Origin of the sequence: Arsukibacterium tuosuense (assembly GCF_900215315.1) — a bacterium.
GTDB classification, from domain to species: domain Bacteria; phylum Pseudomonadota; class Gammaproteobacteria; order Enterobacterales; family Alteromonadaceae; genus Alishewanella; species Alishewanella tuosuense.
Genome location: NZ_OBEB01000003.1, coordinates 334014 through 353862, shown reverse-complemented (window position 1 = coordinate 353862; position 19849 = coordinate 334014). Strand labels below are relative to the sequence as shown.

The 19849-nt window shown below is 47.1% G+C and carries 16 protein-coding genes; 6 read left to right on the top strand and 10 right to left on the bottom strand.

Annotated elements, in window-relative coordinates:
• Positions 1-143: 143 nt before the first annotated feature.
• The 3 genes from prsR to CRO03_RS08450 are packed head-to-tail and all read right to left on the bottom strand — an operon-like array spanning position 144 to position 4344.
• A complete protein-coding gene (gene prsR, locus CRO03_RS08460) occupies positions 144-1502 on the bottom strand; it encodes a PEP-CTERM-box response regulator transcription factor (protein WP_097111179.1) in 1359 nt (452 codons plus the stop codon).
• Positions 1499-3577, bottom strand: coding sequence for an XrtA/PEP-CTERM system histidine kinase PrsK (gene prsK, locus CRO03_RS08455; RefSeq protein WP_097111178.1), 2079 nt, complete (start codon positions 3575-3577; stop codon positions 1499-1501). Before prsK ends, prsR begins: the two co-directional genes overlap by 4 nt.
• A gap of 14 nt (positions 3578-3591) precedes the next feature.
• Entirely contained in the window at positions 3592-4344 is a 753-nt protein-coding gene (locus CRO03_RS08450) for a S1 family peptidase (protein WP_097111177.1), read from the bottom strand.
• Positions 4345-4484: 140 nt separating this feature from the next.
• Here CRO03_RS08450 and CRO03_RS08445 point away from each other — a divergent pair, with 140 nt between their 5' ends.
• From CRO03_RS08445 to CRO03_RS08435, 3 genes are all read left to right on the top strand, one after another.
• A complete protein-coding gene (locus CRO03_RS08445) occupies positions 4485-5312 on the top strand; it encodes a patatin-like phospholipase family protein (RefSeq protein WP_097111286.1) in 828 nt (275 codons plus the stop codon).
• Between the two features lie 221 nt (positions 5313-5533).
• Positions 5534-6400 (top strand): PEP-CTERM/exosortase system-associated acyltransferase, encoded by an 867-nt coding sequence (locus CRO03_RS08440; protein ID WP_097111176.1) that lies wholly within the window; start codon positions 5534-5536, stop codon positions 6398-6400.
• On the top strand, positions 6397-8082 hold the full coding sequence (locus tag CRO03_RS08435; RefSeq protein ID WP_245861543.1) for an FAD-binding oxidoreductase: 1686 nt from the start codon (positions 6397-6399) through the stop codon (positions 8080-8082). The genes CRO03_RS08440 and CRO03_RS08435 overlap by 4 nt, the downstream gene beginning before the upstream one ends.
• Before the next feature lie 53 nt (positions 8083-8135).
• Here CRO03_RS08435 and CRO03_RS08430 read toward each other — a convergent pair whose 3' ends face one another.
• The 4 genes from CRO03_RS08430 to CRO03_RS08415 form a co-directional block, all read right to left on the bottom strand.
• Positions 8136-8912 carry a PEP-CTERM sorting domain-containing protein gene (locus tag CRO03_RS08430; protein WP_097111175.1) on the bottom strand — a complete coding sequence of 259 codons (777 nt, stop codon included), beginning with the start codon at positions 8910-8912 and terminating at the stop codon, positions 8136-8138.
• Positions 8913-9160: 248 nt separating this feature from the next.
• A complete protein-coding gene (gene prsT / locus CRO03_RS08425; protein WP_097111174.1) occupies positions 9161-11923 on the bottom strand; it encodes an XrtA/PEP-CTERM system TPR-repeat protein PrsT in 2763 nt (920 codons plus the stop codon).
• 91 nt (positions 11924-12014) lie between these two features.
• Complete coding sequence (gene wecC / locus CRO03_RS08420) at positions 12015-13259, bottom strand: UDP-N-acetyl-D-mannosamine dehydrogenase (protein ID WP_097111173.1); 1245 nt, start codon at positions 13257-13259, stop codon at positions 12015-12017.
• Between the two features lie 30 nt (positions 13260-13289).
• Positions 13290-13532: an acyl carrier protein gene (locus tag CRO03_RS08415; protein WP_097111172.1), complete on the bottom strand. Its 243-nt coding sequence runs from the start codon at positions 13530-13532 to the stop codon at positions 13290-13292.
• Positions 13533-13694: 162 nt separating this feature from the next.
• Here CRO03_RS08415 and CRO03_RS08410 point away from each other — a divergent pair, with 162 nt between their 5' ends.
• From CRO03_RS08410 to CRO03_RS08400, 3 genes are read left to right on the top strand one after another with little or no spacing between them, the layout of a single operon-like run.
• On the top strand, positions 13695-15311 hold the full coding sequence (locus CRO03_RS08410; protein WP_097111171.1) for an acyl-CoA ligase (AMP-forming), exosortase A system-associated: 1617 nt from the start codon (positions 13695-13697) through the stop codon (positions 15309-15311).
• A complete protein-coding gene (locus CRO03_RS08405; protein ID WP_097111170.1) occupies positions 15308-16582 on the top strand; it encodes a pyridoxal-dependent decarboxylase, exosortase A system-associated in 1275 nt (424 codons plus the stop codon). The genes CRO03_RS08410 and CRO03_RS08405 overlap by 4 nt, the downstream gene beginning before the upstream one ends.
• Positions 16583-16631: 49 nt before the next feature.
• On the top strand, positions 16632-17432 hold the full coding sequence (locus CRO03_RS08400; RefSeq protein ID WP_097111169.1) for a Stf0 family sulfotransferase: 801 nt from the start codon (positions 16632-16634) through the stop codon (positions 17430-17432).
• Positions 17433-17449: 17 nt separating this feature from the next.
• Here CRO03_RS08400 and CRO03_RS08395 read toward each other — a convergent pair whose 3' ends face one another.
• From CRO03_RS08395 to CRO03_RS08385, 3 genes are read right to left on the bottom strand one after another with little or no spacing between them, the layout of a single operon-like run.
• Positions 17450-18337: a hydrolase 1, exosortase A system-associated gene (locus CRO03_RS08395; RefSeq protein WP_097111168.1), complete on the bottom strand. Its 888-nt coding sequence runs from the start codon at positions 18335-18337 to the stop codon at positions 17450-17452.
• Complete coding sequence (locus CRO03_RS08390; protein ID WP_097111167.1) at positions 18330-19154, bottom strand: alpha/beta hydrolase family protein; 825 nt, start codon at positions 19152-19154, stop codon at positions 18330-18332. Before CRO03_RS08390 ends, CRO03_RS08395 begins: the two co-directional genes overlap by 8 nt.
• Positions 19147-19848 (bottom strand): hypothetical protein, encoded by a 702-nt coding sequence (locus CRO03_RS08385; RefSeq protein WP_097111166.1) that lies wholly within the window; start codon positions 19846-19848, stop codon positions 19147-19149. The genes CRO03_RS08390 and CRO03_RS08385 overlap by 8 nt, the downstream gene beginning before the upstream one ends.
• Position 19849 lies beyond the last annotated feature (1 nt).

Genomic DNA, 19849 nt, shown 5'->3' with positions numbered 1-19849 from the left:
TCATGAACTAAGCCCGCTTAGTGCGGGCTTTTTTATATTTTAAAGTATGAGTTAAGCCCGCTTAATGCGGGTTTTTTTATTTTAACTCTACAGGCTAAAAGCGACTGAATAGGGCTTTAGCGATACTAAAGCCGTTCCAGGCTTCAGTGTTCATGATCAGTATGCCGTAAGTCATGCAGGCGATACTTATCTATTAATGCATACAAGGTTGGCCGGGTAATACCCAGCAAATCTGCGGTTTTAGATAAATTAGTATTTGCCACGGCGTAAGCATGGCGAATGGCCTGAGTTTCAGCCTGCTCCCTGACTTTTCGCAGTGTATCGAGTTTATTGTGATTATTGCTGTTCAGGCCAAGGTCTGGGGCATCGATCAGTTTATTGTCGGCTAAAATGACAGCGGATTTCAGTTTGTTTTGCAATTCGCGGATATTACCTGGCCAGCTGTGAGCAAGCATGGCCTGTATCGCGTTGTCGGTAAAACCATGAATTTGCGAGTGATATTCCTTGTTAAACTTGTGCAATAACGCTTTGGCAATAATGATGATATCGTGACCACGTTCGCGCAGTGGCGGGATTGTCAGGGTTATTTCACTTATCCGGTAGTACAGATCTTCCCGGAACGTCTGGCTTGCTACCATTTCTGCCAGATTGCGGTGGGTAGCACAAATTACTCTGACGTCCGCTTCAATTTCCTGGCGGCCACCAATGCGCTCTATCACGCGCTCCTGCAAAAAGCGCAACATTTTAGCCTGCAGGCTTAACGGCATATCGCCAATTTCGTCTAATAATAAGGTACCGCCATTAGCGCATTCAATTTTGCCCAGCGTGGTTTTATTGGCACCGGTAAAGGCGCCTTTTTCATAACCGAATAGCTCACTTTCCAGCAGGTTTTCCGGAATTGAAGCACAGTTAATCGCCACAAACGGCTTGTTAGCACGTTGGCTTTGCTTATGGATCGCCCGGGCAAACACCTCTTTGCCGGTGCCGCTTTCACCAAGCAACAGGGTAGTAATTTCTGTAGGTGCGATTTTTTCTACCGTACGACAGGCTTTAATCATGGCATCGCTGTTGCCAATAATATCCAGCTGGGCGCTGCTACTGGCTTTCAGGGCCTGGTTTTCCTGTTCCAGCTCAGTCAGCTTAAAGGCTCGCTGAATAATGATATTCAGCACATCAGCATCTATTGGCTTTTGGTAATAGTCGTATGCACCCAAGGCTACTGCTTTCAGGGCATGTTCGTTGTCAGTGTTGCCGGTAAGCACAATCACTTTGCAATCAGGCTGAACGGCGAGAATTTCTGCCAGACACGCCAGGCCCTCAGAGGCGTTAGCAGGGTCTGGTGGTAAGCCTAAATCCAGGGTGACGACCGCCGGCTCGTAACGTCGGAGCTGCGTCATGGCACTGGCTCTGTCATCAGCAAAAACCAGTTCATAGTCGCTCAGGCTCCATTTTAATTGTTTTTGGATACCCATGTCGTCTTCAACGACCAGTACAGTTTTCATATTACATTCCTTGTATTATTTTTTTCTTGTGGCTCAGCCAGGCTAAACGAAGATTTTAACGGAAGTAGCAGGGTAAAAGTAGACCCCTGATCAGGTACGCTTTTAACACTAAGCTGGCCACCTTGTTGCTCAACAAAATGTAGTGCATCGTGTGCGCCAATGCCCATGCCGGCGTTGCCTTTGGTTGAATCAAACGCTTTAAATAGTCGATTCTGAATGAATTCGTCGCTCATGCCACAGCCGGTATCTGCAATAGTCAGTTTTAACTGATTAGCATGTTCTGTGATGGTAACCGTTACCTCACCATCGGCTTCTGTGGCATGTTGGGCATTGTCGATAAGATGAAACAGCACACTGCTGAAGCGATCTTTGTCGATAAAAATGGTGCAATCCTGCTCAATGTGCAGCACTGGTACGGGTTTACGCACAGCACAGCGGTTTTCTATCACATCTTGTACCAGACGACCGACTGAAATAAGACTGTCGGTTTGCTGGTCGGGTCTTTTGTTGGTCAGCTGGCTCAACATGTTTTGCAGCCGTTGCTGCATTGCCGCCAGGGTAGTGAAACTGTCTTCGATAAATTCAGGATTATGCCGGTGTTTGGCCGCATTTTTTAAAATAAGATCTATTTGCGCTTTAACGTTTTTCAGATCATGAACAACAAAGGCTGACATTCTGCTAAAGGCGATAAACTGGGCATTTTCACTTAGCTTCTGGCTGGCCTGCATCAGCAGCAGCTGGCTGGATATTTGTTCTGAAACGATAGTCAGAAAGTCCCTTAATTCCCAGTTTAAACTGAGTTTATTTACTTTTGGGGCATTCATTAAACACAGCCCCCATAACTCGCCTTTGGTATGGATCGGAATAATAAGCTGAATATCCAACAGCTTTGTCGCAACGTTTTGCCGGACGAAGGAGTCCGAACTGTCTGACAGGTCAAGCAGCCAGTTGCGGCTGCCGAAACTTTGCCGATAAGCACTGATTATCTGGCGTTCATCGTTATTCAGCGGCGGCCGTTGTTGCAGTGCCAGGGTTTTAATTGAGCTGGCTTTAAACCGGATAATTGCGCCGCGGCTATAGCCAATACTGTTTAACCAGGCAACTAACAAACTTTTATAGTGATCCTCTGGCTGGGTAATATCAATTTTTTGCAATGAGCGGGTAAGCAGTAGCCATTTTTCACGGTAATCAAACTTATTGGCAAAGAAATGTTTTTCTATAAATACTTTAAGCTTGCGTCGCAGGGTGCCTGACAGCATTAAAAAGATCAGGGTGGCGATACCCAGCAGTATAAAGGTTGCCTGAATCAGATTTGACCAGTTACCACCAAAATAGCGGATATAAAAACCGGTAATGGCTAATAAACATAAATACACGCCAGCACCAAGCACCAGCGAGCTTTGCAGGACGATATCCCGCGAGATATAGACGTTTATACCCCAGGCCTGAATCCGCCGCACGGCAATAATCATCAACGGTACCATAGCGCCGTACACGAAACCGCGGGCAAACCAGATTTGGTCGTCGATCCTGCCAAATAAGGCGGACTCTGCCAGCAGAGCAAAGTCGTACAGGGTAGTAATTGTCAGTGCCATTACCAGGGGTTTATATTGCCATTTAGCGTCGCCTGAGCGGCGATACAGTGCTTCGAGTAACGCTAGTTGTAAAATACATATTGCAAGATTTCCGGTAAAAATATTGCTGGCGCTTAGCAAACCGCTGGATGAAACAAAAGTCCAGCTACAGATAGCAATCAGTAAGCCATAGACATGATGCCGTCGAAAGAACTTGCCGACAGTGTTATTGGCGGGACTCAGTGCTGCCAGCAAAAACATCAACAACATGGCATTTTTACTGTTTTCAATCAGGTGTGAACTAAGTGTGGTGAATGGCAGGGCGGCTGACCAGCTGTAATAAACCGCCCAGCAGAAACTGGCAATAGACAAGGCCAGTAACAGATATTTTGGCAGGTTGGATACTTTGGTGGTAAGCAGCAAGCCGAAGAAGAAAAGATAAGCAATGGCTGCCAGAATAAAGCCAATTTTATCTAAACCAAAGCTTAATAAGATATCCATAAGCGCTGGCCTGCTTAGTCTGTCTGTTGCATTAAATCAAGCAAATGCTGGCTTGGAATGGCATAGCTGATGCCACTTGGGTCACTGAGTACGGCTTCTCTGCTGGTTTTAATATAAACCTGGTTAATAATACCGATGACTTCACCGTTGTCGGGGCGGTAGAGCGGACTGCCGCTATTGCCGGGGTACGCTACGGCATCCAGTTGATATACCAGATAGGGCTTATCGAGTTGCCGCAGCACAGAAGCCTGTAAATTGCGGGCATTATCTACCGGAATAGCAATAGGTGTCTGGGCGGCAATAATTCCGGAATGGGTAGCAGGGTATAACCCCAGCACCTGCGTAATAGGAAAGCCGGTAAAGGCGACAGGTGAGCCTTCCGCAATCAGTGGTTCACGGCTAACGGCTAACGCCGGCAACTGTTCAGCTATGGTCAGCAGCGCTAAATCAAAGGCGGGTGCATGCTTTTGTTGTTTTATCGGGTGTACTTTAAATACGATACCGTGGCCTGACAACACCACATATTGTTCCAGTTTGCTTTCATCCAGCGGGTTAGCGATGACATGATAATTCGTGACAACACGATTTCCCGGGCTAACCACAAAACCGCTGCCTATCAACCTGATCCGGGGGGAGCCTGTTGGGTTAGAAATACCTATAGCGACGACAGAAGGTTTAATTTTTTGCAGAGTTTCAACAAGTTCTGTCGGCAGGGCTGGAAAACAAAATAGTAAGAAGATACATAAAAAATAATTGTGCTTAACCATAGCAGTAGTACTTTCCCTTTCCTTAGTGAACATAGTCATACTAGCGTATTTGTTTACAAATTGCTCTAGTCGATGCTGGAAACTTACTGATAATGACCCATACTGAAGCAGAACTTCTAATTAAGCTGATAAGGCCACAGATGGCAAAGGAAATAGTGCCAATATTATCAGGTGGCGGCACTCGTTTAGCATGTTATATCGGCATTTTAAAATCGTTGCAGGAGCAGGGACTGAGCTTCCGTCATTTGGTTGGCGTTTCCGGCGGTAGTATCGTGGCCGCCCTGTATGCGGCAGGCTGGAGTTTAAGTCAGATGCATGAACTGGCGATGACCACCGATTTTCGACAGTTCCGGGGTATGTCACTGACAAAGTTAGTACGGTTAGGTGGCCTCAGTGATGGCAACAGCTTTGAACTATGGCTGGACCATTTACTGCAGGGCAAACGTTTTGCAGATCTGGATATAGATTTACACGTGCTGGCGACGGATATTCAGGGCGGGGGCCCGGTTATTTTTAATCGTCAGTTAACCCCAGATTTAAAAGTGTCTCAGGCTATCCGGTTCTCGATGTCAATCCCATTATTTTTCGCATTTAAACGTTTTAAGCATCATGTTATGACCGACGGTGTTATTTTATCTGAAGACGCGCTACATCGTGATTGGTCTGGCCAGGGCTTACCGCTGGTCTGTTTCCGCTTAAAAAGTGAAGCCGACAGCAAACCAGTGGTAACCAGCAGGTTTTTTCCGGTATTGTCTTATATTTATATGTTAATTCAGACGTTTATGAATGCAATTTCCCGGGAGTATGTCCACGCTGAGTACTGGCATAACACCATCGTTGTTAATACCGGGCTGATATCTTCAGTTAATTTTGATATGACACTGGCGCAAAAGCAGTGGTTATATGATGTTGGATATCAGACTGCTGCTGAAATTGTACCGGTAAAATTAGCAGAATTATTTGTTTAAACGTTTATTAAATAACCATTTGTTGCTAAAGGTGCTAATCTGACAACGGAATAATATTGGTGTTTTAGCCAGTTATTCTGCAAGGATCATCTACACTTGACTGATACCGGATTGAGTACCACACATCGTGCAATCTTTTTAATCTGTGGTGTTTTATGTCAGTGGCTTATTTCAGCAAAATTGCAGTGGCAGGTATATGAAAACAGGTAGAAGAGGGGTCTATGAGAAGGCTTAAATCTCTGGCAGATAAACCCATAATTGGTGGTATGGTTAAAAAAGCGATGGCTGGCCTTGCCAGTAATGATGCCAAAACCATTTCTGCGCATTTTTCTAAGTATTTGCGGCCGCAAATAGCTAATACTGAACTGCTGCGGCATGAGGTTTATCGTTTACGTCATCAGGTATATTGCGAAGAACTGCACTTCGAAGATATAAAAGACGGCTATGAAGAGTTCGACGAATTTGACGACCGCTCAATTCACTGTTTTATCAGACATCTTAATTCTAACGCTCTGGCTGGCACGGTTCGGTTAATTACTTCCGCCAAAGATGATGAGCTGTTACCGATTGAAAAATTCTGTGCGCATGCCATTGAAGAGAATGACTTTGCGCCATGGAATTTTCCGCGGGAAAGTATTTGTGAGATTTCCCGCTTAGCTGTTCCTGAAAACTTTCGGAAGCGGGCAATAGATCAGTTTAAAGGTGCCGCAACTGGTGCGTTTAACGAACAAGAATATTCTGAAAGCGAATTACGTTGTTTTCCGTATATTGCTGTTTGTTTATATATGTCAGCAGCTGCCATGGGGTTTCACTCGAACCGTTATCATGGTTATGTGATGATGGAACCCAGGCTGGCCAGAAGCCTGAGCTTTATTGGTATTAATTTCAAACAGCTTGGCAAACCTATTGAATACCATGGCAAACGGGCCGCATACTATATTAATTCAGATATGTTCAGAACCAGTATTTCTTCAGGCTTTACCCGGTTGCTTCATTCAATTGAGCAAGACTTATTCGAGCAGGATAAAGGCGATGGCGATAACCGTTTTGGGATTAACTTCGCCGGAAAACTGGGGGTAAGCTATTGACTACCGCACCTGAGAAACCCGATTCCGCCACTATCGCCAATCTATTAAAACAAAAACTAAGTACCAACAGCCAGATATTATTAACAGCAGCGGAGTTGGCACCGTATCAACTTAATTGTGAAGGTGCTACGGCCCAGGCTAAGTTAGTGGTGCGTATCGGTACTATCCGGGACATTGCTGCGGTACTGGAGCTGGCTTCTGCTCACCAGACTACCAAGGTACCATTTTCTGTTCATCCGATAAGCACCGGCCGTAATTGGGGCTATGCCTCTGCCCGGGCTAATGAGCCCAATGCCGTTATTCTTGACCTGTCCAGGTTAAATAATATTAGCTGTGATGACGAAACCCTTGGCATATTCACAGTAGAGCCCGGCGTTACCCAGCAGGATTTACGGGACTACCTGAACCAGAAAAAACTGAAGTTTATGGTGCCGGTAACCGGTGCCGGCCCCAGTTGCAGTATTTTAGGTAATGCCCTGGAGCGGGGGTATGGCATTACCCCGTATACCGACCATTTTGCCGCTGTTAACAGCATCAGAGGGCTGTTAGCCGATGGCACTGCATTTCGCTCTGCTGTCGCAGAGCTGGACAAAAGTGGTAATGACTTCATCGACAAAACCTATAAATATGGCTTGGGGCCCTATCTGGATGGGCTATGGACCCAAAGCAATCTGGCCGTAGTGACTGAGATAAGCCTGAGATTAAAGGCAGAGCCTGAGGCCTTTAGTGCCTTTTATCTGCAGTTTGCCAGCGAGCATCAGTTCGAACAGGCTCAGCAGCTGGTATTTACTATTTTGCAGAAACTGGAAGGGGTCGTCGGCTCTGTTAATATTATGGACCAGCGTCGGGTAACGGCAATGATGGCGCCGAACCCTAACGGGCCTGCGGCGCACCAGGTTATGACAGACCAGCAGGTCGTCACACTGGCTGAAGATTATGATATTCCGGCCTGGACTATTGCCGGTACCCTGTATGGTCAGAAATCTGTTGTTAAAGCGGCGAAAGCTGAAGTCAAACGTTTTGCCGCAGGCCAGTGCAGCAAAATGATATTTTCAGACAGCTGGTTAATTAATATCGGCAGAAAGGTTATGCAGCTGCTGCCGTCAGGCCTGCTGCGTAAACAACGCAAAATGTTAAGCTCGCTGGATGGGGGCATCGAAATAATGCGGGGCTATCCCAACCAGATCGCCTTGCCGCTGGCATATTGGCGTAACCCTGCCATCCAGCCTGCAAAAGAGCGGGCGCTTAATCCGGCGGCCGATGGCTGTGGTTTGCTCTGGTATGCGCCACTGGTACCGATGAGAAGTGAAGCCATGCGCCGTTTTATCGGTCACGTCCGGGCAGTTTGTCCAAAGTACGGCATTGAGCCAATGATTACTTTTACCAGTTTAAAGCACGATATGGTGGACAGCACTATTCCCATTGTGTTTAACCTGGCCGATCCTGCCGCGGTGACGCAGGCACATGCCTGTCTGGAAGAGTTAGTCAGTGCGGGGTTAACACAAGGCTGGGTGCCATACCGGCTAAACCTGGCGCAACAAGCCAACTTACTTGAACCCGGCACCTCATTCTGGCAAATAAGCAGTAAAATTAAACAGGCGTTAGACCCTGACAATATTATCAGCCCCGGCCGGTATCAGCCCCGGCCGTTATCAGCCAAAGTACAACTGCCCGAAGCCTGATCCGCAGCCATAAAAAAACCTCCGTTAAGGAGGTTTTTATCAGACGCTACTGTTTACGCTTTACGACGACGTGACAGTGCACCCATACCAAGTAAACCTAAGCCCAGAATAGCCAGTGAAGCGGGTTCTGGTACAGTTACCGCGTTCATAGTTAAATTCTCTGGAGTGGCACGTACGCCAAAACGTGATGTCACCCGGGCATCAGCACCGAATAATTGAGAGTCCAGATCAAAATTACCAAAAGCAGCACCGCCCGTAGCATCTAAGAATGCCAAACCGGTACCATTGATAATTTCGTCAAACAGAATTGTACCCGTATCAGGATCATAGGCAATCCAGGCATTCGCAGTTAAGCTTGGACCAAATCCGGTATTTGGCGTCATAGACAGCCATAAATCACCGTTAGTTGAAGATGCGAAACTGGTATCAAAGTCAGGAGTATTATCTACCCAAAAATTAGCAAAACCGCCAGCAAACTGGAAGTCTATGTTAATTACCCAACCTGTTGATGAAAATAACGAGTCAGGATTGGTGTTACTTATTACACCTGGTGAAACACTACTGGCGTTAAAACCTCCAAACTCAAAGGTCAATTCACAACCAGAACAAAAACCGCTATTGGCATTCACTGAACCGATTTTACCCCAACCAGACAGTGTATCACCTGGGTTATTGATAATGCTCTGGGTGAAAAAGTCGGTATCTGCAGCAAAACTCAGTGGGCTAGAGGGATCCCAGGTTACGCCATTGATATTGACTGGTGCAGCTGAAGCGGCAAAAGCAGATAATGCAAATACTGATGCGCCTAATAGAGAGGTTAACTTCTTCATACTTCATTCCTTGTAGTTACTACGATAATTCGCAACTTACAACTATGGTTGCATTAATCGTGCCGAAACTCATATGTATTTATCTTGTTGAAATATATAGTGAAAAATTAATTGTTTAATATGGTTAGATAAATGTGTAAAAAAAACAGACAAAAAAGCCGGGTATCCCCGGCTTTTTTACAAAAGCAATGTCAGCTATTCTGACACTGAGTATTATCCCCATGACATCCGGGGTTAAGGTAAAGCCGCTATTGGTCCAACTGTTGTTGTATGGTTTTCGCCCGTTCCAGATACTCAATATTGTCAGTTTTAACGGTAGCCAGAATCTCACCGGCCTGTTGCTGCTCACCGTTGTTAATCAGCGCTTGTGCCAGGTTTAGCTGAACTTCAGGATGGCCCGGCCGTAATGCCAGCGATTGTTCAAACTGGGCTTTTGCTTTCGCAGGCTCACCTTGCTCAAGCAAGACTCTGCCGTAGGTATCCAGTACATCCGGATTACGGTCATTTATTTTTAAAGCCTGTTCAGCGTAAGTTTTAGCCTCAGCCACATTGCCAGCCTCTAATAGCACCCAGGCGTAATTATTTAAGGCGATAAGGTTATCCGGGGCTTGTTGCACAATCTCAGCGTATACGGTAACAGCTTTATTGACATCATCTTCAATCAATAGGTTGGCGTAGAAAGCATGCAGGTCAGTATTGTTTTTGCCGTGTTTAGCAAAATGCTCTTCAATAAAAGTGACCGCCCGGCGATACGACACATCTTTGGCATAAGCCCCGGCTATGGCGATGGCCGTTGCGGCATGGGGCGTAATACTGTAAGACTTATTCAGGGTGTCCAGGCCGGGACTGATTTGTTTATTCAGAATCTGAATGCGGCCTTTGTGGTACAACATTTCAGCGCTGTTGGCGATGTCTTCAGGCAATAGCTGATAGGTTGCCAGCGCGCCTTTATGATCGCCATTTTCCGACTGTGCCGCAATTTTGGTTCGCAATAAAACCGGCTCCTCTGGATGAACTTTAAGTTGTTTATCCAGCACGGCTATCGCATCTTTAAAGCGACGGGCATTGGCCAGCAGGTTCGAATAGGCTAAGCCTGCCCTGATATTTTTTTCATCCGAATTGAACCAGCGCTCCGCCAGAGTCAGCGCCTGATCGGCCTGGTTGGTTCTGACATACGCATTAACCATCAGGTTATAGAATGCCGGGGTGAACTGCTGCTGGGTATCGCTGATAGGTTTCAGAACATTGATCACTTCTGCAAAGTTATTGCGGCTTTGAAACAGGTTAGCCAGCAACATTCTGATCTGATTATTGTCCGGATGGGCTTTATGCGATCGCTCAACAACATCAAGCGCCACTTGCGGTGTACCTTGCTGCTGCATCGAGTTAAAATAGGCAATTAATGCTGGCACATAGTCAGAACGCAGTTCAATCGCCTGCTGCAATAACGCATCACTTTTCGCAATGTCGTCTTCATCACGGGCAACGGCGGCCAGCATATACAGGGTAAACACATTTTCATTGTCAGCTTTTTGTGCTTCCGCCAGCATTAATTTGCCGTTTTCCAGGTCTTGCTGTAATAAATAGGTCAGTGCTTTCAGGTTATAACCGGCATTGCGGGTTTCATCGGTTTTCAGCCATTCATCAGCTAATGCTGCCGCCTTGTCAAATTGCTTTTGTCTGATGTAGCTACCGGCTAAAACCAGGCGGGTATCATGTAAACCCGGGTCCATCATCAACGCCTGTTCAAGATTCTTAATGCCTTCAGCATTACGCTCTGGCAAGCCCAGTTTAATACTACCTAAGGTACTAAGTGACCTGCCATCCTGTGGCACCACCATATTCTCATATCGACTGACAATTTCTGCTGCCAGGCTCTCATCACCCTGGCTTATCAGCTTAAAAGCAGTACCTGCAACCAGCGATAAATCCTGCTCGGTAAGCTCGGCGCTACTCAGACTGCTTGCTGCATCGGCTGTTTCACCGGCGCGCAGTTGCAACAATGAATACAGGCGTTGCGCGGGTGGGTAAGTATGCAGACTGTTTTTAACAGCGCTGAGGTGGCTCAGGGCTTGCGATTCCAGCCCCAGCTGATGACTGACGATGCCTGCCAGAATACGGCTTGGTGTATTAGTAAAGCGGGCGCTTATGGCTTTATCGATATGCTCTTTTGCTTTAGCATAATCTTGCTTCTGGTATTCGATAGTGGCTTTAAGGTAGTTACTCAGGCCGTGTTCCGGTGCCCGCTTTAAAATAAAGCCGAGCTGTTCATCTGCCTCGGCAAATTTCTGCTGCTGCACATAAGTTTGCGCCAGCAACAACCTTACTTTTAACGCTCCAGGCACCTGCTCAATATATTGCTGCAAATTGGCTATGGCATTATCTGTTTGTTTATCAAGCAACTGCAGTTGGGCCGTTAACAACAGCGCTTCCTTGGCGATCTGGCTGTCTGGTGCTATCTGTTGCACCTTGCTCAGCGCGTCGGCGACGTTACGGGCGTTCAGCAGCAAAGCCGCTTCAGCGTAAGCTGCTAAATCCTGATATTCGCTGTTTACCAGTTCATCAAAAATCACAACGGCATTGTCGGCGGCACCGAGTTCAACCTCAGCCAGCGCCCGGTAGAACTTCAGGTAATTTTGCGTTTTCGGACTCAGCCCTTCCGTTTCACTAAACAGGCTTAACACATTTTGATGGTTCTCGGCCAGGTAGCTGGTTTGAATAACCTCTACGGCGATGGTTTCCGGATCTGCACCATTTCGTAGGGCACGATCAAATTCTTTTTCTGCAGATACACTATCACCGGCTTTCAGATAAACTCTGGCCAGCAATAAGCGGTAGTCGATATTTTCCGGCGCCTGAGAAATGGCAGACTTCAGTTCAATGACAGCCGCATTGTATTCATTGTTCTGGCTGTATTTAAGCGCGTCGTTATAATGTTCAGCGGCGTCTTTGCCGCCGCAACCGCTAAGTGCGGCTAACAGAATTACGGCAGTTAATGAGATTTTTTTCATGTTACTACACTCCTTTGCTGTGACAATGCTGGCTGTGGCAATTTATACAGTGACAGGCGATAAGCTGTCACTGCTTATAATGTAATGTTACTCAGCCAAAAATACCCCGGGTATCAATTACAACTTTTGTGGTGACATCTGCTGGCTGTAAGGTTTTAAATTGTTTATGGTCTACCAGTACCACTAAAATATTGGCTTTTTCCAACGCCTGGTTCAACGTGGTCAGTTCAGCGTTGTATTTGGCCAGTTTAGCAGGTAGTTGCTTAATATTCGGTTCTACTAATAAAATTTCACCAATATTTTCACTTAGCAGCTGTTTGGCAATATCCAGCGCCGGGCTTTCCCGTAAATCATCAATGTCAGCTTTAAAAGCCAACCCCAGGCAGGCAATAACCGGCTTTTTAAACTGATCAGCAGCCTGGCGTATTTTTTCAACCACATATAACGGCTTGTTATCGTTAATTTCCCGGGCCTTACGAATAATTTGCGCCTGTTCCGGGGCCGAGTCAACAATAAACCAGGGATCAACTGCAATACAATGGCCGCCAACGCCCGGGCCCGGGCTTAAAATATTTACCCGTGGGTGGCGGTTAGCCAGTTTAATCAGCTCCCAGACATTAATTTTCAGGGTATCGCAAATCACCGACAACTCATTGGCAAAGGCGATATTGACATCCCGAAAAGCATTTTCAGTCAGTTTCGCCATTTCAGCCGTGCGGGCGGTGGTACGCAGGCATTCGCCGCGGACAAACAACTGGTACAGCTCAATTGCCCGTTCAGCACAGCGGGGCGTAATACCGCCGATAATCCGGTCGTTGCTGACCAGTTCCTGCAATACCCGGCCTGGCAACACCCGCTCCGGGCAATGGGCAATAAATAAGTCCGCTTGTTCGCCCTCGTTGTGGGGCAGTTTTAAATCAGGCCGCATGTCGGCCAGCCACCGGGAAATCTGTTCAGTAGTTCCTACCGGAGAAGTTGACTCCAGCACAATTAAATTACCTTTTACCAGCACCGGCGCAATGGTTTCTAAAGCGGCTTTTATATAACTGAGATCAGGGCTTTTATTTTCCTTAAACGGCGTCGGTACCGCTATCATAAAGGCATCGGCGGGCTCTGGGGTAAGTGATGCTTTTAATTTGCCGGTGGTAACCGCCGCCTGCACCAGCATATCCAGGTCGGGTTCAACAATATGCACCTTACCCTGATTAATGGTGTTAACGGCGTGCTCTGAAACATCAACACCTAATACCTCAACGCCCCGTGAGGCGATAACGGCAGCGGTGGGCAAGCCGATATAACCTAAACCAATCACAGATACCCGGTTAAATGGCAACATAGTAAATCCTTTTTAAAATCAGGGGTTGCTTCAGGCAGCTTGTTTTTCAGCAACGAAAGCACTGAGCTGGCCAAAAGTCTCAAAAATTTCCGCTGAGATTTCATCGTCGTCAAACCCGATGCCAAGCTGATCTTCCAGTTCGGTAATAACGGCAATAATTGCCATCGAATCAAATTCCGGAATGGCACCCAGCAGCGGGGTGTCGGCGCTGAAATCTTTATCTATCTGTAGTACAGTGCGTAAAATGTCGGCGAGTAGTTGTTGATTGGGCATGCAGTGCGTCCTTTTAATACCTATATCCCGGCTGAGGTTAAACTCAGTTTGCGCTTGGCAAACCAAAAATTAATAACAACCTCAATTTTCTATCGGTTTTTTTATAAAACTGTTTTATTATTGCACACAAAGGGATTAAAAGTGAAAGGTCTAGAGGACACAATGACCAAAAATCTATATCAACTGCTGCAACAGGCTCAACAAACATTTCCTCAGCATACTGCGCTGTACTTTAAAGACAAAAGCTTAAGTTACACTGAACTGTATCAGCAGGTAAATGTGGTTGCCAGAACGCTGCAACAACACGGCATAAAGCGGTTTGACCGGGTAGCGGTATATTTACCGAAGCAGTTTGAAACGATTTACAGCATCTGGGGTACTAACGCCTGCGGCGGGGTGTTTGTGCCGGTTAATCCGGCGCTTAAAGCCGTGCAGGTGCAGCATATTCTACAGGACTGTAATGTCCGGCTGCTGGTCACCAGTAAAGACCGTTTAGCCACCTTAACTGAGGTATTGGCCGATTGTCCGGATTTACATACTATTTTATTAACCGATGAGGCGGAGCCAGGCCAGGTGGTTGGCCATCTGGCCATTAAGCCATTAATGCCGGCTACCAGCCAGAGCGAGCTTAGTGATGCTAAGCTGCAGGCTGCAGTAACTGACAGTGACATGGCGGCGATTCTTTATACCTCAGGCAGTACCGGTAAGCCGAAAGGTGTAGTGTTATCGCAGCGCAATATGCTGGTTGGTGCCAGTAGTGTGGCAAGTTATCTGCAAAACCGCTCAGACGATATCATTCTGGCGTTATTGCCGTTAAGTTTTGACTATGGCTTAAGCCAACTGACTACCGCCTTTTTAAGCGGGGCCAGTGTGGTACTACTGGACTTTTTCCTGGTGCAGGATGTGGTCAGAGCGGTAGCTCGGCACAAGGTAACCGGCATTGCCGCAGTGCCGCCATTATGGGCGCAACTTGCCAAAGCAAAATGGCCTGATGACAGCGCCGCGACTGTCCGTTATTTAACCAACTCGGGTGGCGCTATGCCGCAAGCGTTACTCAGCCAGTTACAAAGTATTTTCAGTAACGCTGCGCCTTACCTGATGTATGGCTTAACCGAAGCATTCCGCTCTACCTACCTGCCGCCAGCTGATTTAGCCCGCAAACCCGGTTCTATAGGCAAAGCCATCCCGAATGCTGAAATTTTAGTGGTACGTGAAGATGGCAGCCTGTGCGGGCCCAATGAGCCGGGCGAGCTGGTCCATCGCGGGCCGCTGGTCAGCCTGGGTTACTGGAATGCTCCGGAGAAAACCGCAGAACGTTTTAAGTTTGACCCGATAACCCCAGATGGCATTCAGATCACCAGTCCGGCAGTATGGTCGGGCGATACCGTCAAGGCCGATGAAGAGGGCTACTTATACTTTATTGGCCGGCGCGATGAGATGATTAAAACCTCGGGTTACCGGGTTAGTCCGACAGAGGTAGAAGAAGCGGTATACCGGCTGGACCCGGCGTTAGTCGATGTGGCAGCAATGGGTGTTTACGATGGCGTCGATCAGGCTATTTTAGTGGTGGTCGCGACATCGGGGTCAGCTCCGGATGTTAACAGCTGGCAAACCCAGCTAAAACGTAGTTTGCCGAACTTTATGCAACCCAGAACGATTTTAGTGCTGGATAGCTTACCGAAAAATGCCAACGGTAAAATTGATCGTAAAACCCTGGCCAGCCAGTATCAGGATTACTTTCTTGACAGTAATAACAGCATGACAGGATTGTCAACATGACCAGTACCAGCGCGGACAATACCAGCACTAACTTTAACAAGAATAGTGCGCCGCAACATGAACAAATGAGTCAGTTCAGGGTAAAACAGGGCGAACTGGTGGCGGCCGGTTACAGCATGACTGAAATCAGCCAGTTGTTAAACCGACCGGCATTTTATGTGTATGACCGCAGCGTTATTAATCAGCAGGTCGCCAGTTTCCGACAGCATATTCCGGCGCGGATAAAACTGCATTATGCGGTAAAAGCCAACCCTTACTGGCCAGTGGTTGAACATTTACGGCCGTTAGTCGATGGCTTTGATGTTGCATCCCAAAAGGAAATGTTGCTGGCACTGCAAAGTGGTATGCCGGTTGCCGACATCAGTTTTGCCGGGCCGGGTAAAGGCGATGCCGAGCTGCTGTCAGCCATTATTGCCGGGGTTACCCTGAATGTAGAGTCGCTGGGCGAATTACAGCGTATTTGCCAGCTGGGTGCGCAAACAGCCTATACCCCTCAGGTGGCGTTGCGGGTTAACCCGGCGTTCGAGCTAAAAGCGTCCGGTATGAAAATGGCCGGTGGTGCCAAGCCATTTGGTATCGATGAAGAGTTAGTGCTGGAAACGCTGGCTAAAATTGCCGATATGCCGGTTAGGCTGCGTGGTTTTCATATCTTTTGTGGTTCGCAAAACCTGAAAGCAGAAGCCTTAATCGAAGCCCATCAGCATACTTTCGGCCTGGCGGCGAAACTGGTGGCCGCCTGTCCTTACCGGCCAGAGATGGTTAACCTCGGTGGTGGCTTTGGTATTCCGTATTTTGCCGGTGAGCGCCGGCTCGACTTAGCCCCGGTAGGAGAGTCACTGCAGGGCTTGTTACAAAAGTACGACGATGAACTGGCCGGAATAGAGCTGGTTATTGAGCTGGGCCGTTATATTGTTGCCGAAGCAGGTTTATATGCCTGTCAGGTCGTCGACAAAAAGCAATCCCGTGGCACCACTTATCTGGTGTGTAATGGGGGCTTGCACCATCATTTGGCCAACTCGGGCAACTTTGGCCAGGTGATCCGCAAAAACTATCCGGTGGCCATAGCGAATAAGTTTAACCAGGCAGAGACAGAGCTGGTAACCGTAGTAGGGCCTTTGTGCACGCCTTTGGATATTTTAGCCGACCGCATGGTGCTGCCCAAAGCTGAGGTAGGTGACTGGGTGGTGGTGTATCAGTCAGGTGCTTATGGCCCAACTGCCAGCCCGCAGGATTTTCTGGGTCACCCAAATGTGGCAGAGATTTTACTGTAAATGACATGCCTCTATCTTGGATAAAGTGCATAATAATTAAGGGAATAAGATGAATTTGTATGAAGATCAGTTCTCAACGGAACACGACTTTCCTGTTGTAGAAAAACCGAGTAAAACACTCATCATTGCTTCTACTGGTCGCTGTGGCAGTCATATGCTGGGGCATGCATTATATAAAACCAATAGTTTTGGTTTTCCTTTAGAATATGCCAATGCTGGTAACTTAGCGCGTTGGCAACAACGTTTTGGAACAAACAACTTTGAACAGTTAATGTCTTCTATAATGCAACATCGCACCTCGGCTAATGGGGTGTTTAGCATTAAAATTCACTACCATCACATTCCCCAGTTTGGCGGTTTTAAAAATGTAATGAGTCTGTTCCCAAATGCGCGTTACATCTTACTATCCCGGCATGATGTGCTAAAACAGGCGGTGTCGCTGGCCATAGCCAACCAGACAGGCGTATGGATTGCGGGACAACGGCCGGTAAATGAACATCCTGTGTATGACGCCGCGCAAATAAATTATTGTCTGCGGCAAACAATTCTAAACAATGCGTCCTGGCGCTACACCCTGGCTGCAAGTGGGGTAGATTACGTTGAAATGGATTTTGGTGAGATAAAACAAAACCTTGCGTCCTCTATTTCGAGAATTGCAGAATTTGTAGGTACCGAGGTGTCAACTTTACCGACTAAGCAGGCAACAGAGAAGCAAAGTAACGATTTGAATATTGAGTGGACCCGCCGTTTTCTTGAGGATTTCGATCTTAGTGAAGAGCTACTTTATTCAAAAAAAGAAGCGATATTACCAAAAGTAACTCGCAAATTGCAGCGTATACTGGGACGATAATGTAGTAAGTGCGTATATTATTTCGATTCTAATTTCTTTATAAAATCAATACAGCGCTGCTCTACTTCGCCGCGCCACAAGCCACTGGCAAACGTATGGTTAGCGGCGGCAATATGCTGATGCTGTGCCTGGTGTAAACACTGCTGCCAGTCTTGTCGTTCGCGACATAAATCTAAAAACTCCTGCGCAGTATGATCATTGCCACTGGTGATAACCAGCGTACTGCCAGCAAAGCGCTGCCAGCCTGCCAGCATTTGCTGCACATAGTTTTCTGCAGTTGTATTCTGTACAGCTGTTTGCGTGTTTCTGGCTTGCTGCTTCGCAGCAAGGTTATCGGATTGGTTAGTTTTGCTTGTTTTGTAGGTTTGCAATAATTCTTTTAGGCTTTGCAACGGGTTCAGACCGCCACCCAGCAACTTTCGCCAGAAAGCCTTCGAGCTTAAACGCTGCCAGTAATAATGTTTCAGCATCACCTGGGCGTGACTATGTTGCTGCCGTACCCAGGGGTTTAATAGCACTAAGCCTGCAATCCGGCTATCCGGCTGCTGATAGTTATATAATAGCGCTGCGCTGGCTGCATCACACAAGCCCCAGATCACCACTTTGCTTATGGTAGTATTTTGTTTTATCAGCTCATCGACAGCCAGTTTAATTGCCTGCGCATTGGCGTAAAAAGGCTGTAATTCACCATTACTGTCGCCCATACCACTGAAATCAAAGCGCAGGCTACTAATACCGGCGTCTGCTAATGCTCTGCTGAGTTTCACAAACTGACGATGGCTGCCTACCCGGTACTGCGGGCCGCCCACAACGATAAGCACAGCAACATTATGATCGCCATGGCTGTAAATGCCATGCAGGGCTGTATCCTGCCAAATAAACCGGACAGGTCGTTCATTAAACATGATTTTGCTCCAGCAAACCGGCGCTTATTCTGAGCAAGTCTTCAGCATCGGCTAACTCTGTCGTGTTCCAGAATGGCGCTTCGCCCAGCAATTGGAAATTAACCTGGCTCGTTTGCTGTAACTGATTAAGTTGCTTCTGAACGTTTGCCCCGGGCGCTGCCATTTGTGATATTTCAAGCCAGCTCAGTTTAGCAGCACCACCAGTTAAGCAGCCGGGTACCTGAAAATCGCCAGCCTGGGTACTGCTATAAAATGACTGGCAGATAGGATAACCGGCAATCTCTACTACATCGCCCTCTGCTAACTGCTGCTCTAATTGTTGCTGACTTAGTTTTTCACCCAGTGCCATTTGCTCTGCTATTTTAATCCGGAAAAATTGCTGCCAGAACTTTTTAAGCTCAAAAAACGGCTGCCACAACAGCACCTGCTCTACTGGCAGCGCTATGCTATTTTTATTCAGTAAATCGAACAGCTGCAATGCGCCAAATCTGATGGCTAAAAAACTCACTTGTTTATAACCAGCAGCCGCCAATTGCTCAATTAACAGGACTAAGTCGGCTTGCCACAACGCCAAATCAGCATCATTCAGGTCGCCTTCGCTATCACCGGTGCCAAAGTGATCCATCAAATAACAGCTATAACCCCGCCGGGTCGCCAAGCCGATAAACTTACAGATGATATGGCGGGATTTATTCATTTCATCAGCGAAGGGCGGCAGGATTATCAATGCCTTGTTTGCCTCACCCTTCGAGCTTAATAAAAAATTAAAGCCCCGGGCCATCTGTCTGAACTCTGCGGTAAGCAATGGATTATTCATGGTTACTGCTACCACTGATATATAAAGCGGGAAAGTCGTTCCGGTTAAAGCTTAGCTGGAAAAAGGGCCGGAAATGGCGGCTAAACATCAGTTGCATGCTGCCAAGGTTAATAAAGTATGCAGTGCCGAATACTTTACTGCCCAGCCTTTTATGGGATTGCAGCGAACTAATATTGTAGTAATTAATTCTGCTGTAAACATACTTTACACCGTGGCTATCCATCAGCAGATTGGCATGATCCCACAGTTTGGCAAAAACGTAAGAAAATCGGTTCTTAGGCGTAACAAACACATCATAATCCCAGGCAGCCTGGCCAGTGGGTTGTAAAATATAACGACAGCGCACCTCATCTTCCTGGTATTGATCAAAATTAAGCCATAAATTGCCGGCAAACTGACCTTTTTTGAATGCGGCAAAGCAATGGCCACCATGCAAATACCGTTGTTGTAATGTGGCAGCAGGCCGGTCCATTGTCGCAAGCACCGGGTCATCGCTGGCCAATTGTTTAATTTCAATGTCCAGTGCTTTGGTCGGCGGTACATTGGCACTAGCAGACACTGGCTGGCGGGTAACGTAATACTTATGAAATACTAATTTATTAGAAGAAAGTTTTGATATGGTCTTATCTACGCAATAAAGCAGAGTATCGACAGTGCCAAGTTCACGATATGTCTGCTTAAATTTTGCCAGCATC

What these genes read in the sequence shown, in the direction of transcription:
- prsR (WP_097111179.1), bottom strand. Translation starts at nt 1,502, where the DNA reads ATGAAAACTGTACTGGTCGTTGAAGACGACATGGGTATCCAAAAACAA.
- CRO03_RS08415 (WP_097111172.1), bottom strand. Translation starts at nt 13,532, where the DNA reads ATGCCCAATCAACAACTACTCGCCGACATTTTACGCACTGTACTACAG.
- CRO03_RS08385 (WP_097111166.1), bottom strand. Translation starts at nt 19,848, where the DNA reads ATGCTGGCAAAATTTAAGCAGACATATCGTGAACTTGGCACTGTCGAT.
- CRO03_RS08400 (WP_097111169.1), top strand. Translation starts at nt 16,632, where the DNA reads ATGAATTTGTATGAAGATCAGTTCTCAACGGAACACGACTTTCCTGTT.
- CRO03_RS08390 (WP_097111167.1), bottom strand. Translation starts at nt 19,154, where the DNA reads ATGAATAATCCATTGCTTACCGCAGAGTTCAGACAGATGGCCCGGGGC.
- CRO03_RS08410 (WP_097111171.1), top strand. Translation starts at nt 13,695, where the DNA reads ATGACCAAAAATCTATATCAACTGCTGCAACAGGCTCAACAAACATTT.
- CRO03_RS08440 (WP_097111176.1), top strand. Translation starts at nt 5,534, where the DNA reads ATGAGAAGGCTTAAATCTCTGGCAGATAAACCCATAATTGGTGGTATG.
- CRO03_RS08405 (WP_097111170.1), top strand. Translation starts at nt 15,308, where the DNA reads ATGACCAGTACCAGCGCGGACAATACCAGCACTAACTTTAACAAGAAT.
- CRO03_RS08445 (WP_097111286.1), top strand. Translation starts at nt 4,485, where the DNA reads ATGGCAAAGGAAATAGTGCCAATATTATCAGGTGGCGGCACTCGTTTA.
- CRO03_RS08430 (WP_097111175.1), bottom strand. Translation starts at nt 8,912, where the DNA reads ATGAAGAAGTTAACCTCTCTATTAGGCGCATCAGTATTTGCATTATCT.
- prsK (WP_097111178.1), bottom strand. Translation starts at nt 3,577, where the DNA reads ATGGATATCTTATTAAGCTTTGGTTTAGATAAAATTGGCTTTATTCTG.
- prsT (WP_097111174.1), bottom strand. Translation starts at nt 11,923, where the DNA reads ATGAAAAAAATCTCATTAACTGCCGTAATTCTGTTAGCCGCACTTAGC.
- CRO03_RS08450 (WP_097111177.1), bottom strand. Translation starts at nt 4,344, where the DNA reads ATGGTTAAGCACAATTATTTTTTATGTATCTTCTTACTATTTTGTTTT.
- wecC (WP_097111173.1), bottom strand. Translation starts at nt 13,259, where the DNA reads ATGTTGCCATTTAACCGGGTATCTGTGATTGGTTTAGGTTATATCGGC.
- CRO03_RS08395 (WP_097111168.1), bottom strand. Translation starts at nt 18,337, where the DNA reads ATGTTTAATGAACGACCTGTCCGGTTTATTTGGCAGGATACAGCCCTG.